Here is a 16,036-nt window from a genome sequence, read left to right on the forward strand (position 1 = left end):
GTCGGCGCGTTCGAACGCGCCGACTCGGCGGGGTTTGGGTCAGCGGAGCGCGGCGGTGGCGGCGGCGAGCGCGGTGACGCGGTCCCAGTCGCCGGAGGCGAGCGCGTCGGCGGGGGTGAGCCAGGAGCCCCCGACGCAGGTGACGTTGCGGAGGCTGAGGTAGCTGGGGGCGGTGGCGAGCGAGATGCCGCCGGTGGGGCAGAAGCGCGCGTCGGGGAGCACGGACGGCAGCGAACCCAGGTACTTGGCGCCACCGGAGGCCTCTGCCGGGAAGAACTTCATCGCGGTGTGGCCGGTCTCGAGCACCGCGAGAGCCTCGGAGACGGTGGCGGTGCCGGGCAGGAACGGCAGCCCTGTGTCGCGCATCGCGCCGAGCAGCGTCGGGGTGGCACCCGGCGAGACCAGGAACTGGGCGCCGGCCGCGGCGGCCTCCTTGGCGAGCAAGGGAGTGGTCACGGTGCCGGCGCCGATCAGGACCTCCGGCACCTCCTCGGCGATCGCCCGGATCGCATCGAGCGCCACCGGCGTACGCAGGGTCAGCTCGACCACCGGCACGCCACCCTCGGCGAGAGCACGGGCCACGGGCACCGCCTGGTCGACGGAGTCGACGACGACGACCGGGATCACCGGAGAGAGGTCGAGCAGCTGGGTGGAGGTGAGATCAGACATGAACGGGGGTCTCCTGGGGCGAAGCGAACTGGAAGACGGACGCGCCGGTGTCGGCGGAGCCGACGGTGGCGCGGAAGGCGGAGAAGAGCTCGCGGCCGGTGCCACGCCACTCGGCGTCGAGCGGTGCCCGGCCGGTGGTGGGACGGTGCGCGAACTCGTCGGCGTCGACGCCGATGCTCAGGGTCCCGGCGACGGCGTCCACGGTGATCAGGTCACCGTCCTGCACGCGGGCGAGCGGTCCGCCGAGCGCGGCCTCGGGAGTGAGGTGGATGGCGGCAGGCACCTTCCCTGATGCCCCCGACATCCGGCCATCGGTGACGATGGCGACCTGCTGGCCGCGGTCCTGCATCACTCCGAGGGCCGGGGTCAGCTTGTGCAGCTCCGGCATCCCGTTGGCAGCGGGGCCCTGGTAGCGCAGCACCGCGACGAAGTCGCGACCGTCGAGGCGACCCTCGGAGAAGGCGGTGAGGAAGTCGGCCTGGTCATCGAAGACCATCGCCGGCGCGGAGACCAGCCGGTGCTCAGGAGCGACCGCCGAGGTCTTGATGACGGCGGTTCCGAGCTCGCCGGTCAGCATCCGCAGGCCGCCGTCGGGCGAGAACGGGTCGTCGGCCGGGCGCAGCACGTCGAGATCGCCGGAGACCGGGGCGCCCTCGACCAGCTCGACCTCGCCGCCGTCGCGAGTGAGTCGCATCTCCTGGGTGTAGGTCGACAGCCCCCTGCCGAGGATCGTGGTGACATCCTCGTGGAGCAGCCCGGCCTCGAGCAGCGTACGGATCAGGAAGCTGACGCCGCCGGCCGCATGGAAGTGGTTCACGTCGGCGGAGCCGTTGGGGTACATCCGGCTGAGCAGCGGCACCACCGGCGACAGGTCGGAGATGTCGGACCAGGTCAGCTGGATCCCCGCGGCGCGGGCGATGGCGACCAGGTGGAGCGTGTGGTTGGTCGAGCCGCCCGAGGCCAGCAGCGCGACGCAGGCGTTGATGATCGACTTCTCGTCGATCATCTCGCCGACGCCCGGACCGCCGGTCAACGCCAGCTCGGTGGCGCGCTCGGCGGCGGCGCGGTTGAGCGCGGCGCGCAGCAGGGTGTCCGGGGAGGCGAACGAGGAGCCCGGCATGTGCAGCCCGAGCACCTCCATCAGGAGCTGGTTGGAGTTGGCGGTGCCGTAGAAGGTGCAGGTGCCGCGGGAGTGATAGCTGGCGGCCTCGGCCTCGAGCAGCTCCTCACGGGTCGCCTCGCCCGCTGCGTACCGCTGTCGGACTCGGGCCTTCTCCTTGTTGGGAAGGCCCGAGGACATCGGGCCGGCAGGCACGAAGACGGTCGGCAGGTGACCGAACGAGAGCGCACCGATCAGCAGGCCCGGCACGATCTTGTCGCACACCCCGAGCATCAGCGCAGCGTCGAACATGTCGTGCGAGAGGGCGATCCCGGCCGACATCGCGATCACGTCGCGGGAGAAGAGGGAGACCTGCATACCGTCGCGGCCCTGGGTGATCCCGTCACACATCGCGGGCACGCCGCCGGCGACCTGAGCGAGCCCGCCGGCCCGCATGACCGCGGCCTTGAGGAGCGGCGGGTAGGTCTCGTAGGGAGCGTGCGCGGAGAGCATGTCGTTGTAGGAGGTCACGATCGCGACGTTGGGCTTCGCCGCGGGGCTGACCATCTTGAGCTCGGCCTTCTCCGGAGCGGTGGAAGCCGCGAAGCCGTGAGCCAGGTTGCTGCACGCGAGCCGGCCGCGGGCCGGTCCGGTCGCCCTGGCGGCTGCGATGCGGGCCAGGTAGTCGGCCCGGGTGGCGGCGGAACGCTCGACAAGTCGAGCGGTTACGTCGGCGACGGTAGGGGCAACAGCTGTCACAGGTCCTCCAAAGGCAGTGTGCTTTGGCACACAATGACACGATCTTTGGATCGATACAAGTAAATCTTTAGTACACGAAAGACATAAGTAGCGTACGCTCCATCCCATGCCCGACTCGACCACGACCGCCGACGTACTCGCTCTGGTGCGCTCTGGCCGCGCCCTGACCCGCAGCGACCTGCAGAAGACGACCGGGCTGTCGCGTACGGCTGTGGTCTCTCGAGTCTCGGCTCTCGTCGAGGCCGGGCTGATCCTGACCGGGGAGGAGCTCGCCTCGACCGGCGGCCGACCGCCGGGCTCGCTGAGCTTCAACGCCGACGCCGGGGTCGTCCTGGCGGTGGCGATCGGACGCTCCCGGAGCCAGCTCGCCGTCTTCGACCTCGACGGCCGCGAGCTCGCCGGCGACACGCGTGACCACGAGGTCGGCATCGCCGCCGACGACCTCATGCCCGACGTCACCGACCGGCTCGAGCGGCTCTTGGAGGGCATCGAGCCGCCGGTCCTCGGTGTCGGGATGAGCCTTCCGGGCGTGGTCGACCCCGTCCGCCTGGTCTCGGTCGACTCACCGGTCATGCGGGGCTGGGACGGCGTCGCGCTCGACCGCTACTTCGCCCGGCTCACCGACGGCCCGCTCGTCCTCGTCAACGACACCGACGCGCTGGCCACGGCCGAGCTCTTCGGCAGCGGGCTGCACCCGCGCGACGCGCTCGTCGTGAAGGCCTCGACCGGCCTCGGCCTGGCGGTCATCGCCGACGGCCGGGTCCTGCGCGGTCACGCCGGTGCCGTCGGCGAGATCGGCCACACTCGGGTCGAGTCCGCCGGCGATCGCCCCTGCCGATGCGGAGCGACCGGCTGCCTGGAGACGGTCGCGGCAGGCTGGGCGCTGACCCAGGGCCTGGTCGACTCCGGCGTCTCCGCCGGCCACATCCGTGACCTCGTCGCCGCGGCGCTCGCCGGAGACGCCATCGCGCGAGGCCTGCTGCGCGAGGCCGGGCGCCAGCTCGGCGAGGTGCTGGCGATCGCGATCAACCTGCTCAACCCCGAGGTCGTCGTCATCGGCGGAGACATGGCCGCCGCGTTCGACCTCTTCACCGCAGGCGTACGGGAGACCGTCTACTCCCGCTCGACCGCCCTGGCCACCCGCGACCTGACCTTCGTCCCCTCCACTCACGCCGACTCCACCGGCATGGTCGGCTGTGCCGCCGTGGTCATCAACCATCTGCTCTCGGCCGAGAGCCTCGACCTCCACCTCGGCGCCACGGCCAAGTAGCCCGGCGTCCGGCGGACCACCGATGCCACGTCCTATCCTCACCAGGGTGAACTCAACCAGCCGCCTACGACAGATGACCGGACGCGATCCGCACGAGCAGTATCGGAGCGCCACTCCTCTGGAACTGCTCTTCGACCTCACCTTCGTCGTCGCCTTCGGGGTGAGCGGCAACGAGCTCGCTCATCAGCTCGCGGAGGGGCACATCGCGGCAGGGATCGTGGCGTTCTGCTTCGCGTCGTTCGCGATCTGCTGGGCCTGGATCAACTACTCCTGGATGGCCTCGGCCTACGACACCGACGACTGGGCGTTCCGGCTGCTCACGATGGTGCAGATGGTGGGCGTGATCATCATGGCCCTCGGCCTGCCGACCCTGTTCGAGAGCATCCACGACGGCGACCGTCTCCACAACGAGATCGTGATCGCCGGGTACGTCGTGATGCGGGTCGCGCTGTGCGGCCAGTGGCTGCGGGCGTGGCGTCAGGATCCGGCCCGGCGCGGTGCGCACCAGGTCTATCTCGCCACCATCCTGGTCGCGCAGGTGCTCTGGTGCGTGGTCGCGGTGCTTCCACTCAGCGTGGCCGTCGCGTTCGGGGCGATGCTGGTGCCGATGGTGATCGAGCTGACCGGCCCCTTCTTGGCCGAGCGTCGCTTCGGTGGCACTCCCTGGCACGCCGACCACATCGCCGAGCGCTACGGCCTGCTGACGATCATCACCCTCGGCGAGGGCGTGATCGGCACCGTCGCGGTGATGTCGGCCCTCGTCAACGAGCCGGAGCTGGGCTGGAGCCTCGGCGCGATCCTGCTGCTCGCCGCCGGCATCGGCCTGACCTTCGGCCAGTGGTGGACCTACTTCACGATCCCGTGGGCAGCCATGCTCGAACGGCGTCGCGATCGCTCGTTCCTGTGGGGCTACATGCACATCCTGGTCTTCGCCTCGATCGCCGCCACCGGCGCCGGCCTGCACGTGGCCGCCTACCTGCTCGAGCACCACTCCGAGCTCAGCGAGGTCGGCACGGTTCTCGCCGTCGCGCTTCCCGTCGGGTCGTACGCCTTGGTCCTCTATCTCCTCTACAACCTGTTCATGCGCGTCCTCGACCCGTTCCAGCTGCTGCTGATCGGCCTCACCGCGGCCGTGCTGGTCGCCAGCGTCGTGATGGCGATCGCGGGCGTGCCGGTGGCCTGGTGTCTCGTCGTCGTTGCGCTGGCGCCGGTCGTCACCGTCGTGGGCCACGAGACCGTCGGCCACCGCCGCATGGCCGAACACCTCGACGCTCTCTGAGCGGGGCTGATCAGGACCCGACCGCGAACGCCGCTTCGACCTCGGCGTAGACCGTGATGTCATCGGGGCGGAAGGCCAGGTCGGGCGCCATCTCCACCTCCGGGCCGACGGCCATCGAGGCGTACGCGACGTCCCGGGGGAAGCCGACATCGTTGATGCTGCGCACAGAGACCGGTCCGAGGTCGAGCGCGTCCGCATAGTCCTGCGCGCGCACCTTGGCCTGGCGGACCGCCTCCTGGCGTACGCCACGCTCGGTGTTCAGCTGGCTCTCCTTGGTCAGCCGCCAGGAGATCTCACGCACCTGGACGCCCTCCTCCTCGGCGCTCCGGCCGACCCAGACGCCCAGCTCCTCGAAGTCGACGAACTCCGCCCAGAACCAGACCGAGGCGCGATGCACCACCTCGAGCCGATCACGACCCTTCGGCCCATCCCGGTCCACGGACGTACGCGCCTGCTGGATGACGAACCGACCGACGACGCCGTCGCTCTCGAGCCGCTCCAGCTTCTCGCGCACCCTCGCCACCTCGTGGCGTATCCGCTCCAGCACGATCTCCGGCGAGGCCCCGGCGGACCGCACCTCCGCGTGCACCACCCCGACCTCCGGCGGCACTTCCACACTGTGCGATCCGCGCACCTTGATCAGGATCTCGCTCACCCCAGGCACAGTACGCCCCGCGCTGGGCGATGGTGACCGACTTCTAGGCCACCATCGCGCCGAGTCGGCGCCAATGTTCCGTGAAATCGCGTCGAGTCGGCGCCTATGTCTCGAACTGTTGAGACATTTGCGCCGACTCGGCTGGTCAGGCCTTCGGGTCGGGGCCGGCTTCGCCGTCCTCGACCTCGTCGATCTGCTCGGCCGTGACCGTGCCCTCACCCGGAACGGCCTCGTCGTCGCCGGCGGCGAGGAGGCCGTAGAGCTTGCGCCGGGTGTCGGCGAGGATGTCCGCGGCGGCCTGGCGCTGGGGGTCGGTGCCGGAGGTGGCGAGCTGCCACACGGCCGGGAGCACCTGGGCGAGCTCGCCGCCGAGGATCCCAAATCCGGCGAGGTCGCCCATGCCCTGCCCACCCCGACCGGCACGGCTCTGCTCGCGAGCGTTGTCGACAGCCTTGTCGAACGGCTTCCACACGGCTGCCAGCTCGTCGCGGTGCTCAGCGGCGTAGGTCTTGCCGGTGGCGGTGAGTCGGATCGCCCGACGACCGTGCTCGTCGTCGGACTCCACGAGGCCCTCGTCCTCGAGCTGCTGGATGGTCGGGTAGACCGAGCCGGGGCTCGGCCGCCACTCACCCGAGCTGCGCTCGGCGATCTGCTGGATCACCTGGTAGCCGTTGATCACCTGGGCCTGCTCGGCCGCCTCGGCCATCACGTAGATGATCGCGGAGCGTACGTCGCCTCGACGGACGCGGGGACCGGGCCGCTGCGGGGGCTGGTTGTCGAAGCCGAGCAGCGCCGAGATCCACGGCGGCGGGCCGGCGGGTCCACGCCCGCGGCCCTGGGGGCCGCCCCATCCTGCTCCGCCCCAACCAGGGCCACCCTGCCAGCCATGGGAGCGGCGTGGGCCGCCGCCCTTGCCGAACTCTCGACCCATCTGGTCGATCCACTCGCCCCAAGGGTTGCTGTTGTTGTAAGTCATTTGGTTCTCTCTCTCAGAAGACTAGGTCGCGTTCCTTCGCGATATATCGTGATCTTACGCGGCTCTTCGCCCTCGTTCAAGGCAAATGAAAGGAAGCCCCCGGCTGCACCGAAGTGCGGGCCGGGGGCTCCCTGAGTCAGACCCTGAGGGTCGTCGCTGCGATCAGACGCCAGGCGTCTGGGGCGGCGGCGGGGTCTGGGGGGTCGACGAGGTGGTCGCCGAGCTCACCCCACCGCCGGACTGCATCCGCTCCAGCTGCTTGGCAGCAGCGTCGCGACCACCCAGGCCGAAGGCGAGCGCCGCGGCAGCGGCACCACCGACGACCACGGCGCCGAAGCCGAGGTTGATGATCGAGTCGGCCAGACCCATGAACTTCAGCCCGATCGCCACGAACAGCACGATCGTCGCGTACTTCAGGATCTGCGAGACCGATCCGGGAACGATCTTCGCGAGCACGGAGGCGATCACGACACCGGCAGCGATGATCGCGCCGCCGAAGACGACTCGACCACCGAGCTCGAGAACCTCGGCGATGAACGCCGTGATCTGCGGGAACTCCAGCATCTGCGCCGCCATCACGGCGAAGAAGAGCACGATGCCGATCTGGATCACCTTGGTGATGGCAGGCGTGGCGCTCTGCCCCTGCGGCAGCACGTCCATCGAGCGCAGCGCGTTGTCGAAGCCGAGCCCGTCGATGATCTGGCCGAGGATGTCGGCGGCGAAGCGAGCGATGATCACACCGATACCGAGCAGGATCGCGGCAGCAATGATCTTCGGGATCGCGGCGAGGATCATGTTGAGCATGCCCTCAGCAGGATCCGAGATCGAGCTGATCCCGAGAATCTGCAGAGCGGCGATGGCCACCACGATCATGATCATCGCGTAGAGAACGAGCCCGATGACATTGATGATCTTCGCGGCAGTGCCCGACTGCGGAGCCGATGCGTCGTGCGGGTCCGTAGCGGCGTTCACGCCGACGGTCTTGTCAACCTGGCCGGAGAGCTTGCCGCCACTGCCGAGCCACTTGTCGAACGGCACCGCACCGAGTGCGGTCTCGACGAGCTGGCGGACGATCTTGGCGACAAGCGCACCGACGATGAACACGAAGACCGCACCGATGAGGTTGGGCAGGAAGCCCAGCACGCCATCGAGCAGGCGCTGGATCGGCGTCAACACAGCGGTGAGTTTGAACAGGTCCAGCAGTGCGATCAGGCCGAAGAGCCACACCAGCAGGCCGGCCACGGAACCGAGGCTCTTGCCGATGCTGTCCCCGTCGCTTCCAGCCCTCTGGAGCAACGGGATCTTCGAGGTCAGCTTCGCGAAGACCCAAGCGACGATCTTCGCGATGATCCAGGTGACCAGGAGGATGACGATCGCGGCGAGCACCTTGCCACCGAGATCCACCCAGTCGATGTCCTTCACGGCATCCATCTGTCTCTCCCCTCAATAGGGTTCGTTGGAGGTGCCTGAGATCGACGAGCAGCCCGAGTGATGCACGCAACAGGCACCTCTGCTTCAAGAGACGTTCGTCCAGAAGCGACGCCGACGCAAGTTTGGCGCTCCAACAGACGCAAATAAGCAATTCCTTTACAATTCCATGACGTCTGTATCGAACGCGATGAAACGCTGGCTAAGAGACCAACCAGGCCGCGTACGCCTCGAAGGAGTAGGGCCGCCCGAGGAAGTCGGCGACGAGGTCGGCGGCATCCTTCTCGCCCCCGCGGGCGAGCACCAGGTCGCGGTATCGACCGGCCACCTCGGGGTCGAACAGGTTGTCCCGGTCGAAGGCGCTGAACAGGTCCTTCGCGATCACCAGCGACCACATATAGGTGTAGTAGGCCGAGGAGTAGCCGCCCAGGTGTCCGAAGTTGGCGAAGAAGTGGGTGCCCTCGATATAGGGATAGGGAGAGTACGCCGCCTGAAGCTCCTGGAGACGCTTGGTCAGGTCGTCGGGCTGCTCCTTGTGGAACCAGTAGGAGATCGCGGCATAGAACATCTGCTGCCGGGCGTGGTAGCCCTTGCCGAAGTCGTCGGCCGCCCGCATCCGCGCGACCAGGTCGGCCGGGATCGGCTCGCCGGCCGCGTCGGTGGCGAAGGTCCGCAGCACGTCGGCGTCCCAGGCCCATTCCTCGAGCATCTGGCTGGGCGCCTCGACGAAGTCCCACTCCGTCGCGACCCCGGAGAACCGCGCCCACTCGCCCTGCCCGCCGAGGACGTGGTGGATCAGATGGCCAAACTCGTGGAACAGGGTCACGACGTGGTCGTGCTCCATCAGACCGCGGGAGAAATTGCAGACCAGCACGCCCTCGGGGAGCTGGCGGCCCTTCACGCCCGTGGCCAGGTCGAACTGCGCCGCGTGCTTGTACTTGCCCTCGCGGGGGTGGAGGTCGAGATAGATCCGGCCGAGGCGTTCCGTGGTCTCGACAGGCTCGACCTCCGAGGCCCGATAGACGTCGAAGACACTGACGTCCTCGTGCCAGGTGACGGCGTCGGAGACCGGTTCGTAGTGCAGCCCGAAGAGGCGGCCGGTGACGTCCAGCAGCCCCTGGTGCACTTTCGCGAAGTCGAAGAACGTACGCACCACCTGGCTGTCGACGTCGTACTTCTCCTGGCGCACCAGCTCCTCGTAGTAGAGGGCATCGGCCGACGAGACGGCGCTGGCTCTTCCCCCCGAAATGGGCCCAGTGTCCCGGTTGTAGCGGTCGAGAAGAACCTCGAGGTCGCGCTTCATCCGCCCCTCGGAGGCACCGGCGATCTTGTCGATGAACTCCGGGATCGCCGGTCCGTCGCCGATCATCTTCACCGCAGCGTCGAAGGCGGGCCAGTCCTCGTAGCCGACCAGGTCGGCCAGCTCATGACGAAGCGCGAACATCTCCTTCAGGACCTCGTCGTTGTGCGGCCAGCCGCGCTCGAGGCCGGCCACGGTGACGGCGTGACGGACCGACGGGTCCTTTGCGAACATCCGCACCGGGAGAGCGTCCGGGTAGTCGGTGGTGATCTCGACGAGCCCCTTGTCGCTGACCGGATGCGCCTCCAGCCAGTCGGCGGGCATCCCGTCGAGCTGTTCGGGCGTGGCCGTGGTGATGCGTACGTCGTCCCTGCTCACGCGGGAGAACTCGAGGTTGAGCTCGGTGAGCCGTTCGTTGATCTCGGTGAGCCGGGCGCGGGTGGCGTCGTCGCGATCGACGCCCGCGCGGGTGAAGTCCTGCAGGGTCTTCTCCAGGAGTCGCTTGGCCAACGGGTCGAGAGCGTCCGTCTGCTCCGCGGGAAGCTCCGCGAAGACGTTGTAGAGCGCCCGGTCCTGGGTCAGCTCGGTGCGCAGCCGGTCGACCTCGACCTCGGTGTCCTCGCACGCGGTGCGGACCGCCTCGACCGGGTGCACGTTGGCGAGGAGACCGGCCAGCCCGCCGAGCGAGCCGAGCTCGAGGGAGAGCTCGTCCCACGCCTCAAGCACCTCGAGCGCTGTCGCCGGCGGCGCCGTCCGCAGCCGCTCCGCCAGCTCGCGCACGTGGGTCAGTGTCTGCGACGTACGGTCCTTGATCCAGGCCTCCGCGGCCTCGGTCTCGGGCAGGGCAAGCGGTGGCGGCGTGGTCATGCGGGCAAGCCTGCCACGACCTGAAACGCTTCGCCGCCGAGATTCGGCGAAGCGTCGGACCAGGTCTGCGACTCACGCCTCGAGGCGCGGCCGTCCGGGGAACCGGTGGATCTCCTGCGGCCAGTCGAGCGCGACCGCCATCCGGCCCGCCCAGTAGCGCGCGGTCTCGTCGTCGGGAACGTCGACGACGAAGAATCCCCCGAGGTGCTCCTTGGTCTCGACGTACGGACCGTCGGTGAACACGGGCTCCCCGTCGTCACCGAGCTCGACGCTGCAAAGAGCAGTCGAGGCGTCGATCCCGCCGTTGCCGTAGACGAAGACCCCTGCGTCCTTCATCTCCTTCGTCACAGCCATCGAGGTGTCTCGCTTGTGGATCAGCTGCTCCATGGTGTGCTCGGCCACCCACTCGTCGTTGAACGCGATGATGTATTCCGGCATTTCGCTCTTCTCTCCTGTGTCGTCGTCAGCGGCCCGGCGGCCGCCGTCCACCTCTTCTACGAACGCCTCCAGCCCGATCCGACAGCCCCCGGGAGAAATTCCGTCAAGTACGTCCGAGCTGATCCCGGCGCCTGGTCAGCAGTGCTATCTCGGCGGCGTTCTGGGCGAGATCGATGGCCTTGTCGTACGCCGCCCGGGACTCGCCGCTGCGGCCGAGCCGGCGCAGCAGATCGGCTCGGGTGGCGTGGAAGGCGTGGTAGTCGTCCAGGCTGGGCCCCAAGCGCCGGTCGATCTCGGCGAGCGCGACCTCGGGGCCGTCCAGCTCGGCGACGGCGATCGCGCGGTTGAGCCGGACGATCGCTGAGCCGTCGACCCGGATCAGCTGGTCGTAGAGCGCGACGATCTGGGACCAGTCGGTGTCGCGGGCGTCCCTCACGGAGGTGTGGACGGCGTTGACGGCGGCCAGGATCTGGTAGCGCCCGGGCCGCGGGCCGCCGTTCGCGACGACAGCGAGCCGCTCGCGCACCAGCGCGTGACCCTCGCCGATCAGCGCGAGATCCCATGAGCCGCGGTCCTGCTCGTCGAGCCGGACCAGCTCGCCGGTCGCCGAGACCCGAGCCGTACGCCGAGCCTCGATCAGCAGCATCAGTGCCAGCAGACCGGCGACCTCGCCGTCCTGGGGGAGCAGCACACGGACCAGCCGGGTCAGCCGGATGGCCTCGAGAGTCAGGTCGCCGCGTACGGGGTTCTCGTGGTCGCCGGAGGAGAGATAGCCCTCGTTGAAGACCAGGAAGAGGACGGCAAGGACGCCCGAGACCCGCTCGGGGAGGTCGGCCGCCTCGGGCATCCGATACGGGATGTGGGCGGCCTTGATCTTGGTCTTCGCACGGGTGATCCGCTGGCCCATCGTGGTCTCCTGGACCAGGAAGGCGTTAGCGATCTCGGGCACCGTCAGGCCGCCGACCATACGCAGCGTCAGCGCGATCCGCGCCTCGGGCGCGAGCGCGGGGTGGCAGCAGGTGAACAGCAGTCGGAGCCGGTCGTCCTCGATGGCGCCGAGAGGCTCGTGCGGGGTGTCATCGTGCATCGCGACGGCCTCCTTCTGCTTGTCGTCACGTTTGGACTCGCGGCGGATCCGGTCGATCGCGCGGCGGTTGGCGGTGGTGGTGAGCCAGGCGCCGGGGTTGGGTGGGACGCCGTCGAGCGGCCAGCGCTCGACAGCGACCGTGAACGCCTCGGCCGCGGCGTCTTCAGCGATGTCGAGGTCGCTGAAGCGTCTGGCGAGGCTCGCGACCACCCGTGCCCACTCCTCTTGGTGGGCCCGGGTGATCGCCTCCGCAACGTCAGTCAACCGCGACTCACGCCTCAGGGCCGGTCTGCATCGGCCGCACCTCGACCTTGCCGAGGCAGGCGGCAGAGGCTTCGGCGGCAAGCTTGAGCGCGACGTCGAGGTCGGGGACGTCGATGATCCAGAAGCCAGCCATGTATTCCTTGGCCTCTGCGTAGGGGCCGTCGGTGATGACCGGCTTCTCGCCCTGACCGTCGACGACGGTCGCGGTCTTCGCGGCGTCGAGGCCGTCGGCGAAGACGAAATAGCCCTCCTGCTGGAGCTTGTCGTTGAACTTCCCGGTCGCCTCGAACGAGCGCATCATCTCTTCCTCGGAGGCGTAGCCGTGGTGGTCCTTCTCGTAGTCAGCGTCGGGACCCCAGACGGACATCAGGTACTTGGCCATGGTGCTCACTCCTTTGTGTTGGGCAGCCTCGGTGACCGCCTCTCACCCTTGCTACGAACGTCTACACCCCGATCCGACACCCCTTGCCCGGATTTCTCCAGGGAAATTCAGTTCTTTACTATTTGGCGGTCTCGACAGGCACGACCACCGGAGCAGAATGACCATCGCCGCACGGCTCAAGGGTGTCGTCGCCGATACCCGTCCGTTGCAGGACCCGAACTTCCGGCGCCTGTGGTTCGCCGGGATCGTCACGATGATCGGCGCGCAACTGACCGTCGTGGCGGTGCCGGCCCAGATCTACGCCGACACCGGCTCCTCGGCGTACGTCGGCCTCACCGGTGTCTTCGGGCTGGTCCCGCTGATCGTCTTCGGCCTCTACGGCGGCGCGCTCGCGGACCACTTCGACCGCCGTACGATCCTGATGGTCTCGACCGTCGGGCTGATCGGCACGAGCGGGCTCTTCTGGCTCCAGTCCGCGCTCGGCAACACCAACGTGTGGCTGCTGCTCTGCCTGTTCTCGGTGCAGCAGGCGTTCTTCGCGGTCAACCAACCGACCCGGTCGGCGCTGCTGCCCAAGATCCTGCCCATCCACCTGCTGCCGGCGGCCAACTCGCTGCAGATGACCGTCTTCCAGGCGGGCGCCATCGCGGGCCCGCTGGTCGCCGGCGTGATGCTGCCGTTCACGGGGTTCACCTGGTTGTACGCCATCGACACCGTCACCCTCTTCGCGACTCTCTACGCGGTCGTCCTGCTGCCGAAGCTGCCGGTGGAGGGCGCCGGCGCCAAGGTGCCCGGGCTGCGTTCGGTGTGGGACGGCTTCGCCTATCTGCGTCATCAGCCCGTCCTGCTGATGAGCTTCGTGGTCGACCTGATCGCGATGGTCTTCGCGATGCCGCGCGCGCTGTTCCCGCAGATCGCGCACGAGTCCTTCGGCGGCCCGTCGGAGGGCGGGATCGCCTTCGCCCTGCTCTTCGCCGCCATTCCGGCCGGTGCGGTGATCGGCGGGATCTTCTCCGGCTGGGTCTCCCGGATCGAGGCGCAGGGCCGCGTGGTCATGTGGTGCATCGCCGTGTGGGCGCTGGGGATCACCCTGTTCGGGCTCACCGTCGCGTTCGCCGACCACCTCCCGGCCCTGATGCTGGGGCTCGGCGTGCTCTTCATGATGGTCGCCGGCGCCGCCGACGTGGCCTCGGCGGCCATCCGGATGTCGATGCTCCAAGCAGCAGCGGACGACAACGTACGCGGCCGGCTCCAGGGCGTCTTCACGGTCGTCGTCGCGGGCGGCCCTCGGGTCGCCGACGTCCTGCACGGCGGTGCCGCAGCCGTGGTCGGCACCGCGATCGCGACCACCGGAGGTGGTCTGTTGAACCTGCTCGGGATCGCGCTGTGCGCGCTACTCGCCCCGAGCTTCCTCGCCTACCGGATCAACCGGGCCGCTCCCGACAACGAACTGGCGAAGTAGACCCGCGAGCACCTCCGGCTGGTCGATCGGCACCAGCGTCGAGGAGCCCTCGACGACCACCAGCCGGGCGTCGGGGTAGTGACCGGCGAGCCGGGGACCGTGCTCGGCGGGCATCATCGTGTCCTGGTCGGCCCAGACCACCAGCACGGGCTTGGTGAACTTCTGCTGACCCTCGGCCAGCTCGAGCAGCTTGTCGCGCGAGGGCGCGCCGCCGGCGAACTTCATGAAGTCGCGGCGGATCGCCTTGTCGGTCAGCGCCGGCGCGAACCAGCCGTGAACGAGATCGTCGTAGAGGTGGTAGTCCTTGTCGACCGACATCCCGCCGTAGCCCGAGCTCGCCTGCCGGAAGGCCCGCACGCGGAGCAGCTGCAGCGCCGCGGTGAACAGCGGCGGCATCTTCGAGAGCACAGCCAGTGGCCTGGCCGCCTTGGGCGGGTAGTTGTCGAAGGCCTCGCACGCCACCAGCGCCAGCCGCGCGATGCGGTCGGTGCGGTCGGCGTTGATGAGGAACTGACCGCCGCCCCAGTCGTTGAGGACCAGGGTGACGTCGTGGAGGTCGAGCTCGTCGAGGAAGTCTCCCAGGATGCTCGCCACGCCCTGCTGGCTGAGGTCTGCGTCGGGGTTCATCGGCTTGCGATGGCCGCCGAGCGGCAACGTCGGCCGGATCACCCGGAACCCGTCGAGATGAGGCATCGCGCGACGCCACAGACGGCCGTCCATCGGCACTCCGTGGAGGAGTACGAGGACAGGGCCGTCACCGCCGGTATCCTCGAAATCGATCGGACCGGCCGACAGCTGGACGCTGGGCATTCAGTGGGCTCCTCGAAGCAATGACGTGGGGTGCCCACACCTTGCCCCTCCGGCAACAGGCGTGCAACGGGAATCGCCCAATTCCCCACGCATCCGGGTCTATCGCAGGTCTTTGGTCCCTGGGGAGCAGGACCTTCCGATACGACCTGGGGTTTCTCGCGTCAGTTGCCGGGCTGCCGGCCTCAGAGCCCGACCGGCAGGTCCTCGGCGGCGGCGAACGCCTCGATCGTCTTTGCCGGCCCTCGCTCGTCGATCATCTCGATGAGGTCGGCGAGGTCGTCGCGGCGGTCTCGCGAGACCAGCCAGGCCATCAGCCGCTGGCCACGCGGAACGGTGGTCTCCTCGAAGGGAACGCCGGCGTCGTACCAGAGCTCGAGGACGGCCTCGCGGAGCAGCGACCAGTAGCGGTCGGGGTCCTCGGTGGCGGGGTCGACCGCCGCGCGGAAGTGCTCCCACATGTCGATCGGGAGGATCTCGGTGCGCAGCGTCCGCATCAGCTCCTCGGAGCCGGTGGCCGCCACCAGCTCCACGGTCTGGCGCTTGGTGGCGATCCGCTCGACCAGGTTGGCGATCTGCGCGCGCTTCTGGGTGGCGGAGGACAGGTCGTTCCGGACCCGCCAGTCGTAGACGACGTCGGTGAGGACGTCGAAGCTCCGAGCAGCCAGGAACGCCTGGGTCAGAGCGACCTGGTCCTGGTAGCGCGTGCGCTCGGGAAAGGTGATGTCGTTGTCGGCCCAGAAGGAGCGCCGGAAGATCTTGTTCCAGACGAACACGTCCGCGAGCATCAGCGGCGCATCCTGGATCCGGCACTTCAGGCGCGTCCGGGAGTGGTTGCGGCGCATCAGCGGGGTGACGTACCGCTGCTCCTCGCCGTCGACGACGCTCACCCGCTCGGCCGCGCCGACCGCGAAGTCGGAGCCCGTACGCCGCAGCGTCCGCAGCATCGTGGTCCAGGCGTCGCGGGGCAGGATGTCGTCGGGGTCGACGAAGGTGAGCAGTTCACCGGAGGCGGCCTCGATCCCGGCGCGACGGGCGATGGAGACGCCGGAGTTGGGCTGGATGATCAGCTTGACCCGCGGGTCCTTCGCGGCGATGTCCTTGACGATCTCGGCGGACCCGTCGGTCGAGCCGTCGTCGACGACGACGACCTCGATGGCGCAGACCTCACGCAGGGGCTGGCGCAGGATGCTGTCGAGGCTGTCGGCGACGTAGTCGGCCACGTTGTAGACCGGTACGACGACGCTGAGCAGCCTCGGCTTGTCCTTCCTCCTGAATACCCCCACGTAAACGG

14 protein-coding genes are annotated in these 16,036 nt (G+C 68.8%); 3 read left to right on the forward strand and 11 right to left on the reverse strand.

The features are described from left to right. Nucleotides 1-39: 39 nt before the first annotated feature. Together eda and edd are read right to left on the reverse strand one after the other, a co-directional pair. On the reverse strand, nucleotides 40-669 hold the full coding sequence (eda, locus tag ABZZ22_RS16055; RefSeq protein ID WP_354933033.1) for a bifunctional 4-hydroxy-2-oxoglutarate aldolase/2-dehydro-3-deoxy-phosphogluconate aldolase: 630 nt from the start codon (nucleotides 667-669) through the stop codon (nucleotides 40-42). Next, a complete protein-coding gene (edd, locus tag ABZZ22_RS16060) occupies nucleotides 662-2,527 on the reverse strand; it encodes a phosphogluconate dehydratase (protein WP_354933035.1) in 1,866 nt (621 codons plus the stop codon). The genes eda and edd overlap by 8 nt, the downstream gene beginning before the upstream one ends. Before the next feature lie 106 nt (nucleotides 2,528-2,633). Between edd and ABZZ22_RS16065 the strand changes: the two genes are divergently transcribed. Both ABZZ22_RS16065 and ABZZ22_RS16070 read left to right on the forward strand, forming a co-directional pair. After that, nucleotides 2,634-3,797 (forward strand): ROK family protein, encoded by a 1,164-nt coding sequence (locus ABZZ22_RS16065; protein ID WP_354933037.1) that lies wholly within the window; start codon nucleotides 2,634-2,636, stop codon nucleotides 3,795-3,797. A 46-nt stretch (nucleotides 3,798-3,843) separates the two neighbouring features. Then, the gene (locus tag ABZZ22_RS16070) at nucleotides 3,844-5,076 is read left to right on the forward strand and encodes a low temperature requirement protein A (protein WP_354933039.1); all 1,233 of its coding nucleotides are present in this window, start codon (nucleotides 3,844-3,846) and stop codon (nucleotides 5,074-5,076) included. A 10-nt stretch (nucleotides 5,077-5,086) separates the two neighbouring features. Here the strand turns inward: ABZZ22_RS16070 and ABZZ22_RS16075 are convergent, their stop codons facing one another. From ABZZ22_RS16075 to ABZZ22_RS16105, 7 genes are all read right to left on the reverse strand, one after another. Further along, nucleotides 5,087-5,731, reverse strand: coding sequence for an SIMPL domain-containing protein (locus tag ABZZ22_RS16075; protein WP_354933041.1), 645 nt, complete (start codon nucleotides 5,729-5,731; stop codon nucleotides 5,087-5,089). Nucleotides 5,732-5,876: 145 nt separating this feature from the next. Next, complete coding sequence (locus ABZZ22_RS16080) at nucleotides 5,877-6,707, reverse strand: PadR family transcriptional regulator (RefSeq protein WP_354933043.1); 831 nt, start codon at nucleotides 6,705-6,707, stop codon at nucleotides 5,877-5,879. 162 nt (nucleotides 6,708-6,869) lie between these two features. Continuing rightward, nucleotides 6,870-8,138, reverse strand: a complete 1,269-nt coding sequence (locus ABZZ22_RS16085) for a mechanosensitive ion channel (protein ID WP_354933045.1) — start codon at nucleotides 8,136-8,138, stop codon at nucleotides 6,870-6,872. A 199-nt stretch (nucleotides 8,139-8,337) separates the two neighbouring features. Further along, nucleotides 8,338-10,302, reverse strand: a complete 1,965-nt coding sequence (locus ABZZ22_RS16090; protein ID WP_354933047.1) for a M3 family metallopeptidase — start codon at nucleotides 10,300-10,302, stop codon at nucleotides 8,338-8,340. A 72-nt stretch (nucleotides 10,303-10,374) separates the two neighbouring features. Continuing rightward, nucleotides 10,375-10,740, reverse strand: coding sequence for a YciI family protein (locus tag ABZZ22_RS16095; RefSeq protein WP_354933049.1), 366 nt, complete (start codon nucleotides 10,738-10,740; stop codon nucleotides 10,375-10,377). Between the two features lie 103 nt (nucleotides 10,741-10,843). After that, nucleotides 10,844-12,091 (reverse strand): sigma-70 family RNA polymerase sigma factor, encoded by a 1,248-nt coding sequence (locus tag ABZZ22_RS16100; protein WP_354933051.1) that lies wholly within the window; start codon nucleotides 12,089-12,091, stop codon nucleotides 10,844-10,846. A 7-nt stretch (nucleotides 12,092-12,098) separates the two neighbouring features. Further along, nucleotides 12,099-12,473 carry a YciI family protein gene (locus tag ABZZ22_RS16105; RefSeq protein ID WP_354933053.1) on the reverse strand — a complete coding sequence of 125 codons (375 nt, stop codon included), beginning with the start codon at nucleotides 12,471-12,473 and terminating at the stop codon, nucleotides 12,099-12,101. A gap of 157 nt (nucleotides 12,474-12,630) precedes the next feature. Here ABZZ22_RS16105 and ABZZ22_RS16110 point away from each other — a divergent pair, with 157 nt between their 5' ends. Then, nucleotides 12,631-13,935 (forward strand): MFS transporter, encoded by a 1,305-nt coding sequence (locus tag ABZZ22_RS16110; RefSeq protein ID WP_354933055.1) that lies wholly within the window; start codon nucleotides 12,631-12,633, stop codon nucleotides 13,933-13,935. Here the strand turns inward: ABZZ22_RS16110 and ABZZ22_RS16115 are convergent. Both ABZZ22_RS16115 and ABZZ22_RS16120 read right to left on the reverse strand, forming a co-directional pair. After that, nucleotides 13,867-14,745, reverse strand: a complete 879-nt coding sequence (locus ABZZ22_RS16115; RefSeq protein ID WP_354933057.1) for an alpha/beta hydrolase — start codon at nucleotides 14,743-14,745, stop codon at nucleotides 13,867-13,869. The two genes, ABZZ22_RS16110 and ABZZ22_RS16115, sit on opposite strands and share 69 nt — an antisense overlap. 182 nt (nucleotides 14,746-14,927) lie before the next feature. Then, a complete protein-coding gene (locus ABZZ22_RS16120; RefSeq protein WP_354933059.1) occupies nucleotides 14,928-16,028 on the reverse strand; it encodes a glycosyltransferase family 2 protein in 1,101 nt (366 codons plus the stop codon). Between the last annotated feature and the right edge of the window lie 8 nt (nucleotides 16,029-16,036).

Source organism: Nocardioides sp. NPDC006273 (assembly GCF_040613495.1).
GTDB lineage: Bacteria > Actinomycetota > Actinomycetes > Propionibacteriales > Nocardioidaceae > Nocardioides.

Bases quoted from the DNA above. Each gene is read 5' to 3' on its own strand.
- ABZZ22_RS16095 (WP_354933049.1), bottom strand. From the start codon at position 10,740: ATGCCGGAATACATCATCGCGTTCAACGACGAGTGGGTGGCCGAGCAC.
- eda (WP_354933033.1), bottom strand. From the start codon at position 669: ATGTCTGATCTCACCTCCACCCAGCTGCTCGACCTCTCTCCGGTGATC.
- ABZZ22_RS16090 (WP_354933047.1), bottom strand. From the start codon at position 10,302: ATGACCACGCCGCCACCGCTTGCCCTGCCCGAGACCGAGGCCGCGGAG.
- ABZZ22_RS16080 (WP_354933043.1), bottom strand. From the start codon at position 6,707: ATGACTTACAACAACAGCAACCCTTGGGGCGAGTGGATCGACCAGATG.
- ABZZ22_RS16065 (WP_354933037.1), top strand. From the start codon at position 2,634: ATGCCCGACTCGACCACGACCGCCGACGTACTCGCTCTGGTGCGCTCT.
- ABZZ22_RS16085 (WP_354933045.1), bottom strand. From the start codon at position 8,138: ATGGATGCCGTGAAGGACATCGACTGGGTGGATCTCGGTGGCAAGGTG.
- ABZZ22_RS16115 (WP_354933057.1), bottom strand. From the start codon at position 14,745: ATGCCCAGCGTCCAGCTGTCGGCCGGTCCGATCGATTTCGAGGATACC.
- ABZZ22_RS16105 (WP_354933053.1), bottom strand. From the start codon at position 12,473: ATGGCCAAGTACCTGATGTCCGTCTGGGGTCCCGACGCTGACTACGAG.
- ABZZ22_RS16110 (WP_354933055.1), top strand. From the start codon at position 12,631: ATGACCATCGCCGCACGGCTCAAGGGTGTCGTCGCCGATACCCGTCCG.